25 protein-coding genes are annotated in these 17608 nt (G+C 52.1%); 16 read left to right on the forward strand and 9 right to left on the reverse strand.

The features are described 5' to 3' along the window. On the reverse strand, positions 1-1077 hold the full coding sequence (locus F7B33_RS01615; RefSeq protein WP_297064608.1) for a hypothetical protein: 1077 nt from the start codon (positions 1075-1077) through the stop codon (positions 1-3). A gap of 62 nt (positions 1078-1139) precedes the next feature. Here F7B33_RS01615 and F7B33_RS01620 point away from each other — a divergent pair, with 62 nt between their 5' ends. The 5 genes from F7B33_RS01620 (at position 1140) to F7B33_RS10195 (ending at position 2831) form a co-directional block, all read left to right on the forward strand. Beyond that, positions 1140-1688, forward strand: coding sequence for a DUF531 domain-containing protein (locus F7B33_RS01620; protein ID WP_297064645.1), 549 nt, complete (start codon positions 1140-1142; stop codon positions 1686-1688). Beyond that, positions 1664-2161: a signal peptidase I gene (locus tag F7B33_RS01625; RefSeq protein WP_297064605.1), complete on the forward strand. Its 498-nt coding sequence runs from the start codon at positions 1664-1666 to the stop codon at positions 2159-2161. Before F7B33_RS01620 ends, F7B33_RS01625 begins: the two co-directional genes overlap by 25 nt. Before the next feature lie 127 nt (positions 2162-2288). Further along, positions 2289-2420 (forward strand): hypothetical protein, encoded by a 132-nt coding sequence (locus F7B33_RS10185; protein ID WP_366927509.1) that lies wholly within the window; start codon positions 2289-2291, stop codon positions 2418-2420. A 52-nt stretch (positions 2421-2472) separates the two neighbouring features. Further along, positions 2473-2619 (forward strand): hypothetical protein, encoded by a 147-nt coding sequence (locus F7B33_RS10190; RefSeq protein WP_366927510.1) that lies wholly within the window; start codon positions 2473-2475, stop codon positions 2617-2619. Between the two features lie 11 nt (positions 2620-2630). Next, positions 2631-2831, forward strand: coding sequence for a hypothetical protein (locus tag F7B33_RS10195; protein ID WP_366927511.1), 201 nt, complete (start codon positions 2631-2633; stop codon positions 2829-2831). Between the two features lie 132 nt (positions 2832-2963). On the opposite strand, the gene F7B33_RS01635 is transcribed toward F7B33_RS10195, so the two are convergent. From F7B33_RS01635 to F7B33_RS01650, 4 genes are read right to left on the reverse strand one after another with little or no spacing between them, the layout of a single operon-like run. Continuing rightward, positions 2964-3890 (reverse strand): hydroxyacid dehydrogenase, encoded by a 927-nt coding sequence (locus F7B33_RS01635; RefSeq protein ID WP_297072767.1) that lies wholly within the window; start codon positions 3888-3890, stop codon positions 2964-2966. Further along, positions 3887-4534, reverse strand: a complete 648-nt coding sequence (locus F7B33_RS01640) for a TIGR00153 family protein (RefSeq protein WP_297072769.1) — start codon at positions 4532-4534, stop codon at positions 3887-3889. The genes F7B33_RS01635 and F7B33_RS01640 overlap by 4 nt, the downstream gene beginning before the upstream one ends. Before the next feature lie 13 nt (positions 4535-4547). Beyond that, positions 4548-5462, reverse strand: a complete 915-nt coding sequence (locus tag F7B33_RS01645) for a 2-dehydropantoate 2-reductase (RefSeq protein ID WP_297072771.1) — start codon at positions 5460-5462, stop codon at positions 4548-4550. A 4-nt stretch (positions 5463-5466) separates the two neighbouring features. Further along, positions 5467-5925: a hypothetical protein gene (locus F7B33_RS01650; RefSeq protein ID WP_297072773.1), complete on the reverse strand. Its 459-nt coding sequence runs from the start codon at positions 5923-5925 to the stop codon at positions 5467-5469. 45 nt (positions 5926-5970) lie between these two features. Between F7B33_RS01650 and F7B33_RS01655 the strand changes: the two genes are divergently transcribed. The 5 genes from F7B33_RS01655 to F7B33_RS01675 all read left to right on the forward strand — a co-directional run bounded on the left by F7B33_RS01655 (position 5971) and on the right by F7B33_RS01675 (position 9894). Continuing rightward, on the forward strand, positions 5971-6669 hold the full coding sequence (locus F7B33_RS01655) for an RNA methyltransferase (protein WP_297064590.1): 699 nt from the start codon (positions 5971-5973) through the stop codon (positions 6667-6669). Then, the gene (gene otg, locus F7B33_RS01660; RefSeq protein WP_297072775.1) at positions 6670-7194 is read left to right on the forward strand and encodes a methylated-DNA--protein-cysteine methyltransferase; all 525 of its coding nucleotides are present in this window, start codon (positions 6670-6672) and stop codon (positions 7192-7194) included. It begins immediately after the preceding gene. After that, positions 7182-8198, forward strand: a complete 1017-nt coding sequence (locus F7B33_RS01665; RefSeq protein WP_297066281.1) for a tetratricopeptide repeat protein — start codon at positions 7182-7184, stop codon at positions 8196-8198. Before otg ends, F7B33_RS01665 begins: the two co-directional genes overlap by 13 nt. Positions 8199-8289: 91 nt before the next feature. Further along, positions 8290-8760, forward strand: a complete 471-nt coding sequence (locus F7B33_RS01670) for a CBS domain-containing protein (RefSeq protein WP_297066278.1) — start codon at positions 8290-8292, stop codon at positions 8758-8760. 9 nt (positions 8761-8769) lie between these two features. Further along, positions 8770-9894, forward strand: a complete 1125-nt coding sequence (locus tag F7B33_RS01675; RefSeq protein WP_297072785.1) for a cation:proton antiporter — start codon at positions 8770-8772, stop codon at positions 9892-9894. Here F7B33_RS01675 and F7B33_RS01680 read toward each other — a convergent pair. Beyond that, complete coding sequence (locus tag F7B33_RS01680; protein ID WP_297063325.1) at positions 9891-10085, reverse strand: hypothetical protein; 195 nt, start codon at positions 10083-10085, stop codon at positions 9891-9893. The genes F7B33_RS01675 and F7B33_RS01680 overlap by 4 nt on opposite strands. A gap of 89 nt (positions 10086-10174) precedes the next feature. On the opposite strand from F7B33_RS01680, the gene F7B33_RS01685 reads away from it, so the two are divergent. After that, a complete protein-coding gene (locus F7B33_RS01685; RefSeq protein WP_297072787.1) occupies positions 10175-10510 on the forward strand; it encodes a nascent polypeptide-associated complex protein in 336 nt (111 codons plus the stop codon). Here the strand turns inward: F7B33_RS01685 and F7B33_RS01690 are convergent, their stop codons facing one another. Together F7B33_RS01690 and F7B33_RS01695 are read right to left on the reverse strand one after the other, a co-directional pair. Further along, complete coding sequence (locus F7B33_RS01690; protein WP_297063327.1) at positions 10511-10858, reverse strand: carboxymuconolactone decarboxylase family protein; 348 nt, start codon at positions 10856-10858, stop codon at positions 10511-10513. A 61-nt stretch (positions 10859-10919) separates the two neighbouring features. After that, positions 10920-12461 (reverse strand): hypothetical protein, encoded by a 1542-nt coding sequence (locus F7B33_RS01695; protein ID WP_297072777.1) that lies wholly within the window; start codon positions 12459-12461, stop codon positions 10920-10922. A gap of 82 nt (positions 12462-12543) precedes the next feature. On the opposite strand from F7B33_RS01695, the gene hflX reads away from it, so the two are divergent. Then, complete coding sequence (gene hflX, locus F7B33_RS01700; RefSeq protein ID WP_297072779.1) at positions 12544-13815, forward strand: GTPase HflX; 1272 nt, start codon at positions 12544-12546, stop codon at positions 13813-13815. Position 13816: 1 nt separating this feature from the next. Here the strand turns inward: hflX and F7B33_RS01705 are convergent, their stop codons facing one another. Then, the gene (locus tag F7B33_RS01705; RefSeq protein ID WP_297063365.1) at positions 13817-14779 is read right to left on the reverse strand and encodes an inorganic phosphate transporter; all 963 of its coding nucleotides are present in this window, start codon (positions 14777-14779) and stop codon (positions 13817-13819) included. Positions 14780-14977: 198 nt separating this feature from the next. Here F7B33_RS01705 and F7B33_RS01710 point away from each other — a divergent pair, with 198 nt between their 5' ends. From F7B33_RS01710 to F7B33_RS01725, 4 genes are all read left to right on the forward strand, one after another. Beyond that, the gene (locus F7B33_RS01710; protein ID WP_297063333.1) at positions 14978-15535 is read left to right on the forward strand and encodes a pyruvate/ketoisovalerate ferredoxin oxidoreductase subunit gamma; all 558 of its coding nucleotides are present in this window, start codon (positions 14978-14980) and stop codon (positions 15533-15535) included. A 41-nt stretch (positions 15536-15576) separates the two neighbouring features. Further along, positions 15577-15894 carry a 3-methyl-2-oxobutanoate dehydrogenase subunit delta gene (locus F7B33_RS01715; RefSeq protein ID WP_297063367.1) on the forward strand — a complete coding sequence of 106 codons (318 nt, stop codon included), beginning with the start codon at positions 15577-15579 and terminating at the stop codon, positions 15892-15894. Between the two features lies 1 nt (position 15895). Beyond that, positions 15896-17089: a transketolase C-terminal domain-containing protein gene (locus tag F7B33_RS01720; RefSeq protein ID WP_297072781.1), complete on the forward strand. Its 1194-nt coding sequence runs from the start codon at positions 15896-15898 to the stop codon at positions 17087-17089. 5 nt (positions 17090-17094) lie between these two features. Continuing rightward, positions 17095-17608: thiamine pyrophosphate-dependent enzyme (locus F7B33_RS01725; RefSeq protein ID WP_297072783.1), on the forward strand; the 514-nt coding region annotated here is incomplete at its 3' end.

Below are 17608 nucleotides of genomic sequence, written 5' to 3' on the forward strand. Positions count from 1 at the left end.
TCACCCAAGGGACATGGTCTCGATGTCCCTTAAGGTTTCCGCCCTGACTTCCGGAAGGGGTATTGTTTCAGCGACTTTTCTTGCCTTCTCGTATTCCTCCCTTTCAGCTAATGCCATTGCTATCCCCCTGAGTGCACTGCTCTTTCTTCCGGGGTCGTCAATCATCTCTGCGAAGGTCAGCGCTTCCCTCAGGCTTCCGAGCTGGGTCAGAAGCATCGCTACTCTCTGGGCGCTTGCCGGTGAGAGCTCGACGTTTCCTGCCTCTCTGAGGGTATTCTCTACGACATCGACGTACGTCGGCTCATTTACTCTCTTCATCCAGAGGGCCGCTTCAAGTTCTCCGATTAGCCTAGATGCTCCCTTGAACTTCTTCCTTATTAGGGCCAGAGCGTAGCGGTAGCGTCCCTCCAGCAGGGCACGCCTTACTTCAGGTAACCCCGTTTCGCTCATTATCTCCGCCAGCTGGAGTTTTTTCTCGGTAACTCCTGCCCGCTGGTTTACGTGGAGCTTGTCGAAGATGTCAAAGGCCGTCCTGTAGAAACCAACGGCGCTCTTCGCGAAAAGTTCATCCCCAGCTTTTTCCATGAGCTCCGCTATCTTGAGAAGTCCATCGACTTTAGCCCTGTATTCGACCTCTGCCCTTGCTATAACGTCGAAGGCAACGTCAAAGAGCCCTATCGCCGTTTTAGCGTCCCCAGTTGTGGCAACGTAGTAGGCTATCGTCGCTATGGCAGTCCCCCTCAGGAGGGGGTTTTCTATTTTCCCGGCTTCATCAATTGCCGTGTTGAAGGTTTCCGATGCTTCCTTGTAGTAGCCGAGGGCGTGGAAGGCGAAGGCGACCATTCCGTAGCCTATGGCCCTTACGTACGGGTTCTTTGAGTGCTCCGCTATATACTCGGCATCCTCGAGTATTCCGGGAATCCAGCCCTCAGGCCCGCCTCTGCGCCTTATAGTTAGGGCAACGTCAACGAGGGCCTCAATCTGGTCAACTTCATCTTCCAGTTCCCAAACCCTTTCCAGGGCATCCTCAAACTGGCCCCTTTCTGCGAGAGCCCTAATCTCTTCTAGGTCGGCCATAGCAACCTTTAGTTAGTTTCCAAACCCTTATAAACCTTCTCAGGTTTTTTCCAATCATGCCGATGCTAACCTTGGCTCTTTACAACACCTACGACGTTAGAAAACTCCACGAGGCCCACATCAGGGCCATAGCCCGCTCCGCGCCCATAGCATATGCCTACGGTTTTCACCTCGCCCTCGTGGGGTTTCCGCTTGAGGGAAAGCCTAGTGAGGTTGCCGAGGAGGTGAGTGAGTCAACGACGATAGGTGAGGGCGGGAGATACCTTCTCGAGCTCGCCAGAACGAACCGCTTCCACCTCCTCGATTTCCCTGGAAAGGGTTTCCCTCCTCAGTTCGGAACCCCCGTTGCAACGACGAGAAGGCCTTTCCCTGAAAAGGAAATAACACCCCTCAAACTGGCTGAGAGGGCTCTCAGGGGCGAGCGTTTTCTCCTCCTCATCGGGCTCGGAAGACACGGTCTTCCGAAGGAAACCTTTAAGTTGGCGCGCTATCATATGGACGTCACGGGGAAGAGGGTCAGTCTTGAGACATGCACGGCTATAGGTGCGATAGCGGTTAAAATCGCAACGTATATGGAGGCCTTGGCATGGAGGAGTGGAAGAAGGAGGTAGCTTGGTTTTTGGTGGCTATTGTGGTGGTATTCGGAATCCAGGCCGGCCTTAGAGTGGCCCTTCACACGGATTCGCCTCTGGTTATAGTTGTCAGCGGGTCTATGGAGCCGGTCTTTTACCGCGGGGATGTGGTGCTTCTCAAGGGGGTTACAAACCCGAATCAGGTTAAAGTTGGTGACGTCGTGGTTTACAAGCGTCCCGGTTATGAGTATCCGATAATTCATCGCGTTCGCTACATCTACACCGTTAAGATAGATGGAAAGCCCGAAACGTGCTTCGTAACCTGGGGGGACAACAACCCGGTTCCCGACCCGCCGTATCCGACCCCTGATGGTCTGCTTGAGGTCCGTCTCCCCGATGGTTACATCTCTGGCTGTGTTCCTGCCTATGCTGTGGAGGCTAAAGCCGAACTCGTGTTTCCCAAAATAGGTCTCATCCCCCTCTGGGTGAGGGAGGCCCTTAGCCTGGGATGATGTGAGGGTAGGTGGCTGAGTCGTGATGAGCTAATCGGCCCCTGACCGTTTTACCGTTTTCTTTTTAACTCTGTTTATGAGTCTGAAGATGTTTTAACTTTTACATGCTAATCAATCCGGTGGTTCCATGGACGCGAGAAGCTTTCACAGGGACAACCTTTCGGGCAACGGTAAAATCGAGGTCATCACGAAGGTCCTCTTCACCAGGGAAAACCCTTGGCTTACACGCCCGGAGTGGCCGGGGTTTCTAGAGAGATAGCCAAAAACTGGATAAGGCCTTTGAATACACCAACAGGGGCAACACCGTTGCGGTGATAAGCGACGGAACCCGCGTGCTGAGTCTCAGCGACATCGGCCCCCTTGGAGCTCTCCCTGTGATGGAGGGCAAGGCGTTGGTCTTCAAGGCCTTCGGTGGCGTCGACGCCTTCCCCCTTGTTCTAGCTGAGAAAGACCCATAGGGGCCATTGATGTGGTAAAGGTCGTCTCGCCTTCCTTCAGCCGGATGAACCCCAAGGATATTGCATCACCAAAGTTCTTCTACCTCCTTGAAAGACCCTCTAGAATCCTCGTTACGGCGAGTCCTATCGCCTTGACGAGAGCTCCAACGAGCGATGACATTTATCTGTCAAAGGTTGGTTTTGAAATTAAAAAGTTCGACGTGAGAGTTTAAAAACGAGACGAGAAGTTTTCCACCATACTGCAAAACTTTCGTTCAAAACTTCACTACCATACTGTAAAACTTTTGCACGGGACTTTACCAGCGTTCTGGTAAACGTTGTAGGGAAAGGAGAAGGAAAAAGGCTCAGCCCTTCAGAATCTCGACTATCTGCTCCGCCACCTGAACTCCAGCGCGCATCTGCGCCTCTTCCGTTGAGGCACCTATATGGGGAGTGAGAACAACGTTGTCGAGCTTTGTGAGCGGGTGGTCCTCTGGAAGGGGCTCCTCCTCGTAGACGTCCAATCCAGCGCCGTAAATCCAGCCCTCCTTTAAGGCTTTGACGAGTGCTTTGTTATCAACGACCGCACCCCTGGCGGCGTTGATGAGTATAGCTGTCGGCTTCATGAGCTTAAGCCTCTCCTCGTTTATGAGGTGGTAGGTGGCTTCTATAAGCGGGACGTGTAGAGTTACGACGTCGCTCTCCTTCAGGAGCTCCTCAAGGGGTACGAACCTTCCGTTTACCTCCCTTGCCCTCTCCTCGTTCGGTCTCGGGTCGTAGAGGAGGACCTTCATTCCAAAGGCGTTGGCTATCTTTGCAACTTCGTAGCCTATCCTCCCGAAACCGATGATTCCGATGGTCTTTCCTTCCAGCTCTATGCCGAGGCATTGCTTCTTGGCCCAGACGCCTTCCCTCATCTTCCTGTCTGCGAAGGCTATCTTTCTGGCAACAGCAAAGAGCAGGCCGAAGACGAGTTCCGCGACGCTTCTGCTTGAGGCTCCTGGGCTGTTGACGACTTTGATTCCCATCTCCTTTGCCGCTTCGAGGTCTATGTTGTCGAGACCAACTCCAGCCCTTCCAATGACCTTGAGCTTGGGGGCATTTTCTATTACCTTCCTCGTCACCTTTGGCTTGCTCCTCACTATTATCGCTTCGACGTCCTTTACAAGCTCAATTAGCCTATCTTCATCAGGATACTCCTCATAAAGAACCTCAAAACCCGCTTTTTTTAGAACCTCAACGGCCTTCTCGTGAAGCGGTGCCGCGACGAGAACCTTAACCATGGCTATCATCCCCTTCTCTTTATTGCCATCAGCATGACCTGGTCGGAAGCGTCTTCCGCCCGGTCGGCTATATCGCCAACCTTCGTGATTGCCTGGTTCCATATTAGCTTTGCGTATGTTGTTATGCTCTCGCTGTCGAAGACCATGGCCTTGAGCCTGTATTCAACCCTGTCTGCGTTCTCCTCGAGGTCCTCTGTTTCCTTGGCGAGCTCCAGTGCTTTGTCAACGTCCTCGTTGAGAGCTTTCACTGCCTCCATAAGCTTCTCATAGGTCTTCACGGCCTCCCTGACGAGGGCCATTATCTCGTCCTTCAACTCCTCCGGAACCCGGGGCTTGGCAAGGATAAGCGTGTGTGCAGCGCTCTCGGCCGCGTCCGCCACCTGGTCCACTAACTCGCTCAGCCTGACGTAATCGCCTCTACTCGCAGGAAGAAAAGCCCCTTCGTAGAGCATGAGCTCTATGCTCCTCCTCAGCTTGTCCGCTTCACTCTCAAGCCTTGTGACCTCCCCTTCAAGCTCCCTCGCCTTCTCCAAATCACCGTTGAGGTACGAGTCGATGAGCATCTCGAATGCCTTAACGGTCTCGTAAACAACTTCCAAGTGCCTATCTATTGCCTCAAAAACGTTGCTTTCCTTACCCCCGAAGATGGCCATTTCCACACCCCGCTTATAGATTGGTTGAACCCCTATTTAGGTTTTCCTTCGCCTTGATGAGTGCCCATAGGAGTTCGTTCCTCGGCGCTTCGAGGCCAACAGCGTTTGCATACTCAACGATTTTGCCGTGTATGTAGTCCACCTCGGTTTTCCTGCCGCGCCATATATCCTGCAGGGTTGAGTTGTAGTTGTCCTTGGTTCTATCTATCGTGTCCCAGAGCAGTTCAAGGGGGTGAACCTCGAACTCTATCCCAAGTTGCTGGGCAATGATACAGCCCTCCCTCGCTATCTCCACGGAGATTCCCTCAAGTTCTTGGATTTCTCTCAGCAAGCCATTCTTGGCCTCCAGAACGGTTCCGAGGCCGTTTATGACCGAGTTAACTATGACCTTCGCCCACTTCCAGCCTATTGCGTTTTCCGTGACTTTGGTATCTATCCCAGCGTCGTTGAATACCTTGGCTACCTCTTCAACGAAGTCGTCCCTCCCCGTTGGGTACTTCCCTATGACAGTTATCCCCTTTCCAGTCCACCTAACAACTCCCCACTCCTCAAGCATGGCCCCGTTGGTTGTTATTCCTCCGATTACCCTCTCGGTGTACCTCATCGCTAGCTCCTCGTTGCCGAGACCGTTTTGAACGCTTAGAATCCACGTTCCATCGCCAATACAGTTTCTCGCGCACTCAAGGGCGCTTTTCGTTGAGTACGATTTGGTCGAGAGAACCAGTAAGTCGGGTGGTTCGTTCGGAGCATACAGCGAGGCTTTGACATTGACAGTGAATTCCTCAACACCTGTAACCTTAAGCCCCCTCTCATTTATGGTCCTTACCTGCTCCTCCCGGCCGATAAGGAGGACGTCGTTTCCAGCCCTAGCCAAAAGACCTCCGAGAAGGGAACCTATGCTTCCGGCTCCGAGCACGTAAATCCTCATCCTATCACCTCAGGAGCTTTCTAAGGTGGTTGAGCGAGTAAAGGTAAACCCCAACGAAGAGCGCCAGCTTGATGTTCTCAGGAACCCGGTAAGCTCCGATAAGGTAGAGCGCAGAGACAGGCAAAAGGCCGAAGGAAGATAGGACCCTGTTCCTCACGAGGAGGAACGGAACGGTGACCCCAAGGATTGCCTCCCATCTCCCGAGGTTGTAAAGGCCGAGGGCAATTGCAAGCCCGGTTCCACTGAGTGTAGCGTTGAGAAAGCGCTCCCAGAACCTGACGGACTGTTTCTCGTAGGGCCAGCCGAGTGCTAGTAGAAAGAAGGAAGCCAGAACCAGGCCGTATCTGGCCTTTTCCTCCAGTGGATACGTCGCTGAAAACGTGAGCAGGGCTCCGGCCGAAAAGGGCCTTGCCCTCTTTTTTATCGCCGGGATTACCATGGGAACGTAAGCGAGTCCGTACATGCTCCCACCGCAAGCGTTTAAAGAGTCCACCTTAAATGCATACCGATGCTCTCGGTAGTTCTCGTTGAACCAGAGGGGCCGGCCAACGTGGGCATGGTGGCAAGGACGATGAAGAACTTCGGCCTTTCGAGGTTAGTCCTGATAAACCCGAACGTAACTGAGGAGAGCTACAGGTACGCGGTTCATGCGAGGGACGTTCTTGAAAATGCCCTCGTGCTTGAGAACTTTGAGGAAGCGCTTGAGCTCTTCGATTTAACCGTTGGAACGACCGGAAAGCCGGGCAGGGGTTTCATACCCTACCGCGCTCCTCTGTATCCATGGGAGCTTAGAGAAACCCTTAATGGCTACCCAGGTAAGGTCGGGCTCTTCTTTGGGAGGGAAAGCATCGGCCTGAAGAACGAGGAACTCGAGGCGATGGACTTGGTCGTTACAATCCCCACGAGCGAAGATTATCCAGTCATGAACCTGGCCCAGGCCGTTGCGATAATCCTCTATGAATTAGCTAAGGAAACGCCGGCAAGGGAGCTTTCCCTTGAGCCCGCCACAGCCCGCGAAAAGGAGGAGCTGGTTAGAATATGGATGAGGTTGTTAGAGGTTCTCAACTATCCCAGGGACCGGGAGAGAAGAGAGGTGTTTATCAAGGTCTTCAGGAAGGCTGTAGGGAGGGCCTTCCTCTACGGGAGGGAAGTTCACACCCTAATCGGACCCCTTAGAAGGGCCGTTAAAAGGCTGGAGGAATGTTGAATGCTCTCCATTGAGAGGTTTAATGTCAACGGCCGGGACGTCTGGGTTGGTGTAATCTTTCACGGGAGGATTCAGGGGGTAAGCTTCGCCTTCACGAGGGGAAAACTGCTGGAGAGAGTTAGTAATCTAGCGGAGTTCCTTCGGAAGAGGGGGGTAAGCCTTTCCCTCGACGTCCAGCCGAGCAACTACACGGGGCTGGTTTACCGAGTTATGGTCGGCGACCTTGACAACGAAGAGGCCCTGGAGGAGCTTTCCTTTGAGGGGATAACGCCCTTTGAGAGGCGGGTTTACGAATGGCTCACAAAAAACGTTAAAAGAGGGGCCGTTATAACCTATGGTAACCTTGCCAGGGCCCTGGAAACGTCGCCGAGAGCTATTGGCGGGGCGATGAAAAGGAATCCCTATCCAATAATCGTTCCCTGTCACAGGGTCGTGGCCAGCGACGGCATAGGCCACTACAGCTCTGGAATTGAGGAGAAGAGGTTCCTACTCGAACTCGAGGGGGTGAAAGAATGGACAAGCTGAAAGCCTATATAATAGGCTTCCTGATTGCAGTCTTAGGCGTTGCAGGGTTCATCGTCTATAAGTGGGGCTGGATAAAGCTTCTCCAGGTGATTCTGGCAATTGGATTCGTTGGCTTTACCCTTGCGTTGTTGTTCTTTACGGCTCTGACACTCTACGCCGAGAGCTGGAAGTATGGAGTAATCCTCGCCGTTCTGACCGCTATTGCGGGCTACGGCTCGTACCTTGTTTTAACATGGCGGAATCTCAAGATAGTTGGGGGGATAATAGCCTTCTTCATATTCCTCTTCGCCTTTGGAATCTGGTACATCAGCGAGCCTGATTTGAGCATAGCTGACCGTTTCCGCCCGGCTGAAAAGCTTGAGAAAATGGGTCGCTACAGGCAGGCCGCGAGGAAATACGAAAAAGCTGGAAACTACGAAAAGGCCGCTGAGATGTACCTCAAGCTTGGCTGGCTTGAGAGCGCGGCGTGGGCCTACGAGAAGGCTGGCAAATACGAGAAGGCCGCTGAGCTCTACGAGCAACTTTACGAGAAGGAGAAGGACACCTACTACCTAAAGGAGGCCCACGAGTACTGGAAGAAGGCTGGAAACATGGAGAAAGCAGCGAAAGCCCTTGAGAAGTACGCCGAGGAAGAGCCCTGGTTCTGGGAGGACGTTGCCAAGCTCTACGAGGAACTTGGAAACGAGGAAAAAGCTAGAGAAGCATGGGAGAAAGCCCTTGAGTACTACAAAAAGGAAGCCGAGGAGGAAGGCGTCTTCTGGGAGGACGTTGGGAACATAGCTAGAAAACTCGGTATGGAAGAACTCGCGAGGGAAGCTTACCAGAAGTTCCTCGAATACTGCCTGAAGGAAGCTGAGAAGGACCCGATGTGGTGGAAGCACGTGGCGGAGGCATACGAGTACCTCGGCGAGAAGGAGAAGGCCGAGGAAGCTAGAAGGAAGTACGAAGAGTACAGACAGAGGATTATGAGGGCCAACGAGGAGACATCGCACTTCCCCGAATAAGGTTGAACCCGTTTGGTTTTAATTCTTCCCACTCTTCACTCAAATATTTTAAACTTTTAGCTCAGATTTAATTTGATTGGAGGTGTCCTCAGTGACCAGCGAGAATGGGGAAAGGCCAAAACTTAACATCGCAAAGCTGTCCAAGATGCCCATAAGGTTGGCTATGGAGGAGAAGTTCTTACGTCTAAAACCAGAGGACAGGATTGAGGACCTGATAAAGGGTCTCGAACACAGAACCTGCGCGGTGGTAACGGATGAATCCGGAAAGTTGCTGGGCTTTATTTCCGTTGATGAAATCATAAATCTCCTGCTACCTCCTTCAGACTACGTTCTCGTTGGGCTTGAAGCACTTAAAGAGGCTCACTTTGACTGGGACCGGCCGGTTAAGGAGATAATGAACCCGAGGCCGATAACGCTTTCTCCCCACGATACTCTCGGCTATGCCCTGGGGATGATGCTTGAGACAGGCGTAAGGCAGTTTCCCGTCGTTGAGAAAAAGAAGGTCGTTGGAACGTTCTCTGCCCAGAGCGTTATAAGGCTCCTCAGGGTTTTCGCACGGTGAGGAAAGTTGATTGAACTGATACTTTACCTTGCACTTATGCTACTCACGGCGGAAACCTTTGGCTGGCTCTTTTCGAGAATCGGACAGCCAGTTGTTCTCGGTCAGATAGTTGGAGGAATACTGCTTGGGCTGGCCTTCCCGCCAACGGAGGAAGTGAAGGATATCTCCATGATAGGCGTTCTCATGCTCCTTTTCTTGGCGGGTCTTGAGAGCAGTGTGGAGGAGTTGAGGCAGGCCGGGAAGAGTGGCTTTTCGGTGGCCTTTGTCGGCGTTGTCGTTGCCTTTGCCATGGGCTTTGCGGTGACTTACCCTTTCAAAGGCTTTGACCAGGCCCTGCTTTACGGTGCCCTTACCACTCCCACGAGTGTTAGCTTAACCGTCAGGGTTCTTATGGAAATGGACAGGCTTAAGAGCAGAGAGGGAACGACTATCCTAACTGCCGCGATAGTTGATGACATACTCGGCATAATCGTTCTAACGGTCGTCATATCATCGCTCGTCTCCGGTGGGGTTAGCGTTCTCAGTCTCGTGGAAATCCTCGTTAAGGTTGGGGTTTTTATAGCGGTCATGGTCTTCGTTATGCCGAGGGTTCTTGACTATGCCCTCAGGAAGGTCGTCAGGATAGGCTTTGCCGACTCTACCGTTACACTCTCGATGGCGGCCCTCTTCGGCTTTGCATACCTCGCCGAGCACATGAACCTCGCCTCAATACTCGGTGCTTACCTCCTCGGTCTTGCACTCAGCGAGACGGAGTTCAGGAAGCCGATTTTTGAGCACGCAAGGATAATAGCCCATTCCGTTTTCGTTCCGCTGTTCTTCGTCGATGTGGGTATGAACATCCCTGTGAAGGATTTGAGGAGTGCTGGCCTCTTTGCCCTGCTGTTTGCACTCGTGGCAATAGCGAGCAAGGTAATAGGCTGTGGAGTCGGGGCCCTGATTAGTGGTATGAACGCTAGGGAATCCCTTAGGGTTGGTGTGGGGATGATTCCTAGGATGGGAGTTGAACTGGCAATGCTGGCGATAGCAATGAAGGCCGGCATAGTTGGAAGCGATGCATATCTCGTAATTGTCCTCATGATATTCCTCAGCACCCTCGTTACCCCACCTCTCCTCAAGCTGGCTTTTAGGGATTAAAAAACATCTCCCCCGTCCTCAAGCTCTCTAAGCTCCTCCTCTATTTCTTTCTCCTTTCTTTCGGCATATTTCTCAAAATAGACAGTGAGTAAGTAAACTAAGATTATCATGATGACAATCGCTATAAACCCAAAAATGAGCCCCTTCGGAGTTATTGTTCCTCCAGCTGGTGGAGGTCCGGGCAGTGGCATTTTTATTCCCCCATAAATTTGATGGAATTCGTTGTAAAGTTTCCGCCAACCTTTTTAAGAATGGGGACAAACCAGAGCAGGTGGTAGATATGATGGGGATGAACCCGAGGCAGATGAAGAAGCTCATGAGACAGCTCGGCATAAAAATGGAGGAGCTTGAGGGTGTTAATGAGGTAGTTTTGAGACTTGAGGGCAAGGAAATAGTTCTCAAAGATCCCGTTGTCACGGTCATGGTGGTTCAGGGTGAGAAGACCTATCAGATTGTTCCGGGAAGCGAGGAAGTTAGGGAAGTCCTTGAGATTCCGGAGGAAGATGTCCAGCTCGTCATGGAGCAGGCTGGCGTTGACAGGGAAACCGCACTCAAGGCATTGAAAGAAACGAAAGGGGACATAGCGGAGGCCATACTTAAGCTGACAGGTGAGTAATCATTCTTTTTCGAACTTCTCTATTGCCTTCATCAGCGGGATGAGGTGCATTAATGCAGGACCACCCGCCATGAGAACTGCGACAAGGCCTGCCTCGATGAGTTCCTCGGGCTTTGCTCCAGCTTCAAGTGCCTTCTGAGTGTGGAGGTAGATGCACCACTCACATCCGGCTGAAATGCCAAGGGCGAGTGCTATGAGCTCCTTCTCGCGCGTTGTTAGTGCCTTGTTGTCAAGGGTCTCACGGAGGAACCTCGAGAAGGCGGCAATCTCTTTCGGGTGCTCTTTTCCAAGTTTGTCGAGGAGCTCTTCGATTTCCTTAAGCTTGACCTCAACCTCTGAGTACTCCACGGAAATCACCGAAATAATATGAATGAGGGAAGTCCTTAAGGTTTTCCTGAACCAGTAGTTTTTAACTACTCGTTGGCACTATCCCCTGCCTGCGCATCTTGAGAATATCGTCTATCACGTCTATCAGTCCGGCTATTATCTCGTCGTACTTACCACCATCTGTTCCGTAAACTTCCTTTAGTTTATCCTGCAGTATAAAAATGTCCTCGGTATCGAGGTCGAGTATTTTCTGGGCTTCCCTTGCAATGGCTCTCAGGGTAACTCCTCTCGTTCTTTTGTCGTCTAGTAATTTCAGAATGAGCTTTAGCATTCCTGACAGCATCTCCTTTGAGGATATCCTGTCTGAGAGTCTGGCCATTAGCTCGATTGCCCCTTCTACATCTCTCTCCTTTCCGGACTTGAGGAGTGTATCAAGCAAGCTCGTGAAGAACTTCGAAGTTCCTGGGTAGAGGGCGTAGATGTCAGCCAAGACCTTTGCAGCTGTTTCCCTCGCCCACGGGTTCTTGCTCTTCAGGAAGTCTCCTAGAACGGGCAGAATCCGGTAGGCATCGCTCGGCGTCAGGTGACTCGTCAGCCTGGTCACAATCCATAGGGCATCTAATCTTCTGCTGTAGTCCTCGCTTTCGAGCATGCTTAGAACCTTATCCATCACATCCGGGTCTAGCTTTGCCATTTCAGCAACTATCTCCGTCTTTCCAGCGTCTAATAACCTTTCAACGTCATCTATGCTGTACTGTGTTATCTCCATTCTCTTCTTTGCGTCCGTCTCGCTTATCAGCTCTTCTTTTGTTACGGTGCTCTTTTCGAGCTTTTCGAGGACCTGGGAAGCCTTAAGGCCAAGCTTAACGTCACCTTTCAGCTCTTTTATCCGGGTTATGGCTTTCAGCTTGTTCCTTGTGCTTATCTCCTTCTCGCGTGAGAGCATCCTCTCAATTGAGTACAGAGCTCTCTCAACCACGTAAGGGTCGGGATGAGCTAAAAGGTCTGCGACACCCTCAAAGATTTCGTTCAGGACTTTCCTGTCTTCAGTTTTCATTGCCATCTCAGTCAAGGCTGTTATCGCGGCGCTCTGGACTTCCTTCTTCTTACTTGAGCCAATGAGGGAGAACAGCCAGCGGATTATCTTGTAGGCTATCTTCGCGACTTTTGCACCGAGTTTTCCAAGCCCTTCGGCCGCGTATTCGCCCAGTATGGGAACCCCGGACTTGACGACCTCTTTTAGGGTGTCCGTAACTCTCTCGTATTCTTCATCACTGAGCTCACCAGTTTCGAGGAGAGCGTTTATAAACTCGAGGGCTTTTAGTGCTACTCTTTCATCGTCGTCCTTTACAAGCTCGAGCACGCCCTCTAGGGCAAGCTTTTTTCTCTCGCCTTCAAGTTTTCCCTCGGAGAGCATGTCGGTTAAAACCTGAATGGCGTTTGTCCTTACGTGGGGGTTTTCATCCCTCAGGAGCTCGAAGAGTATCCTAAAGGCCTTGTCGTACTGCTCCGCAAGGGCCTTAACCTCTTTGAGGTGCCAGGTGAGTAAGTCCTTCCTGATACCCTCTTTGTCGATTATTATATCGCCACCCTTCAGCACGGCAAGAAGCGTCAAACCCAGCATAGTCGTCCCCCTACGTATTACGGCGTGTTAGGATTTAAGCTTAGCCCAAAGGGTTATTAAGGTTCTATCTCATGGGCCAACGATGAAAGCCATCGGCGTCATTAGATACTCGCGAAAGGATAGGTTAAGCAAAGTGGAGTTCGAGGAGCTCATCAGGAGTGCTGGTTACGAGGTTCTCTCGATTATCGAACAGAACAGGGATGAGCATCCCCGCTATAATATCGGAAGGGGAAAGCTGGAGGAACTTAAGGAGCTCGTCAGGGAGTTCAAGCCCGACAAAGTCATCTTCGCCAACCGCTTAACCCCGAGTCAGGCCTACAATCTATGGAAAGAGCTTAGGGTTGAGGTAATGGACAGGTGGCAACTTGTCCTTGAGATTTTCGAAAAGAGGGCGCACTCAAAGGAGGCCAAACTTCAGGTTGAGTTGGCTTCGCTCCAGTATGAAGTTCCACTCGTGAAGGAGGCGATAAGGCGAATCAAACTCGGTGACAGGGCCGGTTTCAAGGGGATGGGCGAGTACCAGACCCAGCAGTACCTCAAGCACATCCGCTACAGGATGGGAAAGATAAGGAAGGAGCTTGAGAAGGTCAAGGCCGAGCGGGAAGTGCGGAGAAAGAAGAGGGAAGAGTTCGGCTTTATCCTCGTGTCTCTGGCTGGCTATACAAACGCCGGCAAATCAACGCTCCTCAACGCTTTGGCTGGAGAGAACGTTGAGGCCAGAAACCAGATGTTCACAACCCTTGACACAACCACGAGGCGCTTCAAGCTCTCGGGAAAGAGGGTCCTCTTAACTGACACCGTGGGTTTTATAGATGGGCTTCCACCCTTCATAGTTGAGGCCTTCCATTCAACGCTGGAGGAGATTGTAAAGTCGGACGTAATACTCCTCGTTCTCGACTCGAGTGAACCATGGCGCGAAATAGCGCGGAAGTTCAGGGCTTCTGTGGACGTTCTGAGGGAGCTCAAGGCCCTCGGCAAGCCGATAATCGTAGTTCTCAACAAGGTGGATTTGATTGAAGGGGAAGACGCCGATGAGAAGGTTAGGCTTTTGAAGGAGCTCAGCGAGAGGGTTGGGCTCTTAATAGAGGGCGTTGCCCGGGTCTCTGCAAAGGAGAGGAAGCTTGATGAACTCTACGAAATCCTTGAGAGGACAATCCTCAGGCTTCCAAAATATGGGGCCTTTGAGATTGTCATCGAGAACCCGGAGAAGGTTCCAGCTGTGATGGCCCTTCTGAGCTCTGTTGGCGAGATTCTGTCGGTTGATTATGGAGACGTTACGAGGATTCGGGCTTACATCCAGACCGGGATGCTGAAGGAACTGACAAAAATGGATGTAAAGATAAGAAGGCTGTGATTTAGAGCATCCCGGCAAAGCTGAAAAGCTTAACAAGAACGAACGAAATCCCGATGGCCGTTAGGGGCGTTGCGACCCAGCCGAACAGTATGTCCCTGACCACTTTCTTCTCGACCCCCTGTCCCATTAAAAGTCCCACTCCAACGACACCACCTACTATAGACTGGCTCGAGCTGACCGGAAGCCCGAGGAAGTTGGCCAGACTCACTGATATTGCCGAGCCGAACTGTGCCGCGAATGCTGAAATCGGTCCGAGGGCCGTTATCTTCTTACCGACGGTGTGCATGACGGAGTAGCTGAAGGTCAGAGAGCCTATTGCGAGGCTTATGGCAACGAGAATGCCAGCCATCTTAGGCTCCATAAAGCCAGCTCCAACTATCGGGCCGGAAGCGTTCGCGACTTCATTGGTTCCGAAGTTGAAAGCCATGTACGAGCCACCGAGTATTGCAAGGGCCTTGTAGAGAGCCTCAATAGTTGAAACACTTTTTATACTTGAGATTACCTTTGAGTAGAACTTGTAGAGAACCATTGCGAGAATTCCGGAAAGAATTGGAGAGATGACCCACGCGGCCGCTATTTTACCCATTGTGAACCAGTTCACAGGTGCTTTCATCGCTAAACCGACGCCGATGACGCCACCGACTATCGACTGTGTTGTTGAAACAGGTAAACCTTTGACCGTTGCTATTGTCACCCAGATTCCTGCGGCCAGTAGTGCCAGCAGTGCCATCTCCATTGTTAAGAAGCCCTCGGGCACTATTCCCTCACCAACGGTTTTCATGACTTTGTAGCCTCTAAGATATGCCCCCAGAACAACGAATATCGCTATCGTTAGCGTCGCCTGTCTAAAGCTCAGGATTCCAGAACCTACTGCAGTGCCCATGGCGTTTGCGGAGTCATTTGAGCCTATGTTCCACGCTATGTAGAACGCCACTGCGATTATAGCTATTGCAAGCCCCTCCATCCCCATCACTGGCTATATAGTCTATATAGTCAGCTTAAAAAAGTTTTCGAGAAACAATGAGCGGAAAAAACCATTGGGGAAATTTAAAGTTCACCTTTACCCAGAAAATCCTGTTTAGGGTTCCTTAACACGATACCGAAACCTAAATAAACCTTTCGGACTAACCGAGAGTGAAAAACCCAAAAGGAGGCAGGGAAGATGATTGAGATACGTTTTCACGGTAGGGGTGGACAGGGTGCTGTTACTGCCGCCAACATTCTAGCCTCTGCAGCATTCAAGCAGGGCAAATACGTTCAGGCGTTCCCCTTCTTCGGCGTCGAGAGGCGTGGAGCGCCCGTTACTGCCTTCACAAGAATTGACGACAAGCCTATAAGGATTAAGACCCAGATTTACGAGCCGGACATAGTGGTCGTCCTCGACCCGAGCCTTCTCGACACCGTTGACGTTACCGCCGGCCTTAAGGACGGAGGAATCGTCATAGTCAACACCGAGAAGAGCAAAGAGGAAGTCCTTGAGAAGCTTAAGAAGAAGCCTGCCAAGCTGGCTCTCGTTGATGCTACAACCATAGCCCTCGACATACTCGGCCTTCCGATTACCAACACCGCTATTCTCGGTGCCGTTGCCAAGGCCACCGGTATCGTTGACCTCAAATATGTCCAGGAGGCCATCAAGGAGACCTTCTCCGGAACCCTTGGCGAGAAGAACGCCAAGGCCGCTGAGGAAGCTTTCAACAAGACCGTTGTTTACGAGCTCTAATCTTCTCTTCCCTTCCTTAACCGAGGCGGGTGGTGGTAAAGTTGAACACCTTGTTTGGGGAAAAGAAAGCCCGGGCTGAAAAGCTCGTTTTCACCTCTGTGGAGCAGTATCCTGAGGCGCCGATAAGCCTCGGAACTACTCTCAGCAACTTTACCGGTGACTGGAGGACTTTCATCCCCATAGTCAACGAGGATAAGTGCGTCAAGTGCTACATCTGCTGGAAGTTCTGTCCCGAGCCGGCCATCTACATAAAGCCAGACGGTTACGTGGCAATAGACTACGACTACTGTAAGGGCTGTGGTATTTGCGCGAACGAGTGTCCGACCAACGCGATAACAATGGAGAAGGAGGAGAAGTGATATGGCCGAGTACAAGCCCATTAGAAAGGTTGTGAGTGGTAACTATGCAGCTGCTTACGCGGCACTCCATGCGAGAGTTCAGGTTGTTGCCGCTTATCCAATAACCCCCCAGACGAGCATTATAGAAAAGATAGCCGAGTTCATAGCCAACGGTGAGGCCGACATCCAGTACGTTCCCGTCGAGAGCGAGCACTCGGCCATGGCGGCCTGTATAGGTGCCTCCGCCACCGGAGCGAGGGTCTTCACGGCTACCGCCGCCCAGGGTCTCGCTTTGATGCACGAGATGCTCCACTGGGCGAGCGGGGCAAGGTTGCCTATAGTTATGGTCAACGCCAACAGAGCTTTAGCTCCACCGTGGAGCGTCTGGGACGAGCAGACTGATTCACTCTCACAGAGAGACACGGGATGGCTCCAGTTCTACGCTGAAAACAACCAGGAGGTTTACGACGGCGTTCTGATGGCCTTTAAGATAGCCGAGGACAAGCGCGTTTCACTGCCGGCCATGGTCGTTGAGAGCGCCTTCATCCTGAGCCACACCTACGACGTCGTCGAGATGATTCCGCAAGAACTTGTTGACGAGTTCCTCCCGCCGAGAGAGCCCCTCTACACGCTAACCGACTTTGACAACCCTGTTTCCGTCGGCGCTTTAGCTACGCCAAACGACTACTACGAGTTCAGGTACAAGGAAGCAATGGCCATGGAGAGGGCCAAGAAGGTAATTAAAGAAGTCGGCAGGGAGTTCGGCGAGATGTTTGGAAGGGACTACAGCGGGATGATAGAGACCTACAGGACGGACGATGCGGAGATAGTTTTCATGGGAATGGGATCACTCATGGGAACCGTCAAGGAGGCCGTTGACCTCCTCAGGAAAGAGGGCTACAAGGTCGGAGCGGCGAAGGTCCGCTGGTTCAGGCCCTTCCCGAAGGAAGAGCTCTACGAACTCGCCAAAGAGGTCCCAGCCATAGCGGTAGTCGACAGGAACTTCTCCTTCGGTCAGGAGGGAATACTCTTCAACGAGTCCAAGGGTGTTCTCTTCAACACCGACGCGAGGCCCCTCATGAAGGACTACATCGTTGGTCTCGGTGGCAGGGACTTCACGGTAAACGACGTCAGGGCAATAGCCAAGGACATGAAGAAGACCCTTGAGAAGGGCAGGGTTGAGGAAGAGGTAGTGTGGTACCACCTCAAGAGGTGAGAAAGATGGAGATTCCCGAGCAGATTAAGAAGAGGCTAACCCTTCCCGCTGAGGAGCACTTCTATGCCGGCCACACAGCCTGTCAGGGCTGCGGCGCTTCCCTTGGCTTAAGGTACGTCCTCAAGGCCTATGGGAAGAAAACGATAGTTACCATTCCAGCCTGCTGTTCAACCATCATAGCGGGCGCGTGGCCCTACAACACCCTTGATGCCCCGCTCTTCCACACGGCCTTCGCGACAACCGGAGCGGTTATAAGCGGAATCGAGGCAGGGCTTAAGGCCCAGGGCTACAAGGTCAAGGGCGAGGACGGCGTCATGGTCGTCGGCTGGGCCGGAGACGGTGGAACCGCTGATATTGGCCTTCAGGCTCTCTCCGGCTTCCTTGAGAGAGGTCATGATGCCGTCTACATCATGTACGACAACGAGGCTTACATGAACACCGGAATCCAGCGTTCGAGCTCAACCCCCTACGGAGCCTGGACGACCAACACACCGGGAGGAAAGAGACACTTCTTGGAAA

The organism is Thermococcus sp., from assembly GCF_015523185.1.
Taxonomy (GTDB): domain Archaea; phylum Methanobacteriota_B; class Thermococci; order Thermococcales; family Thermococcaceae; genus Thermococcus.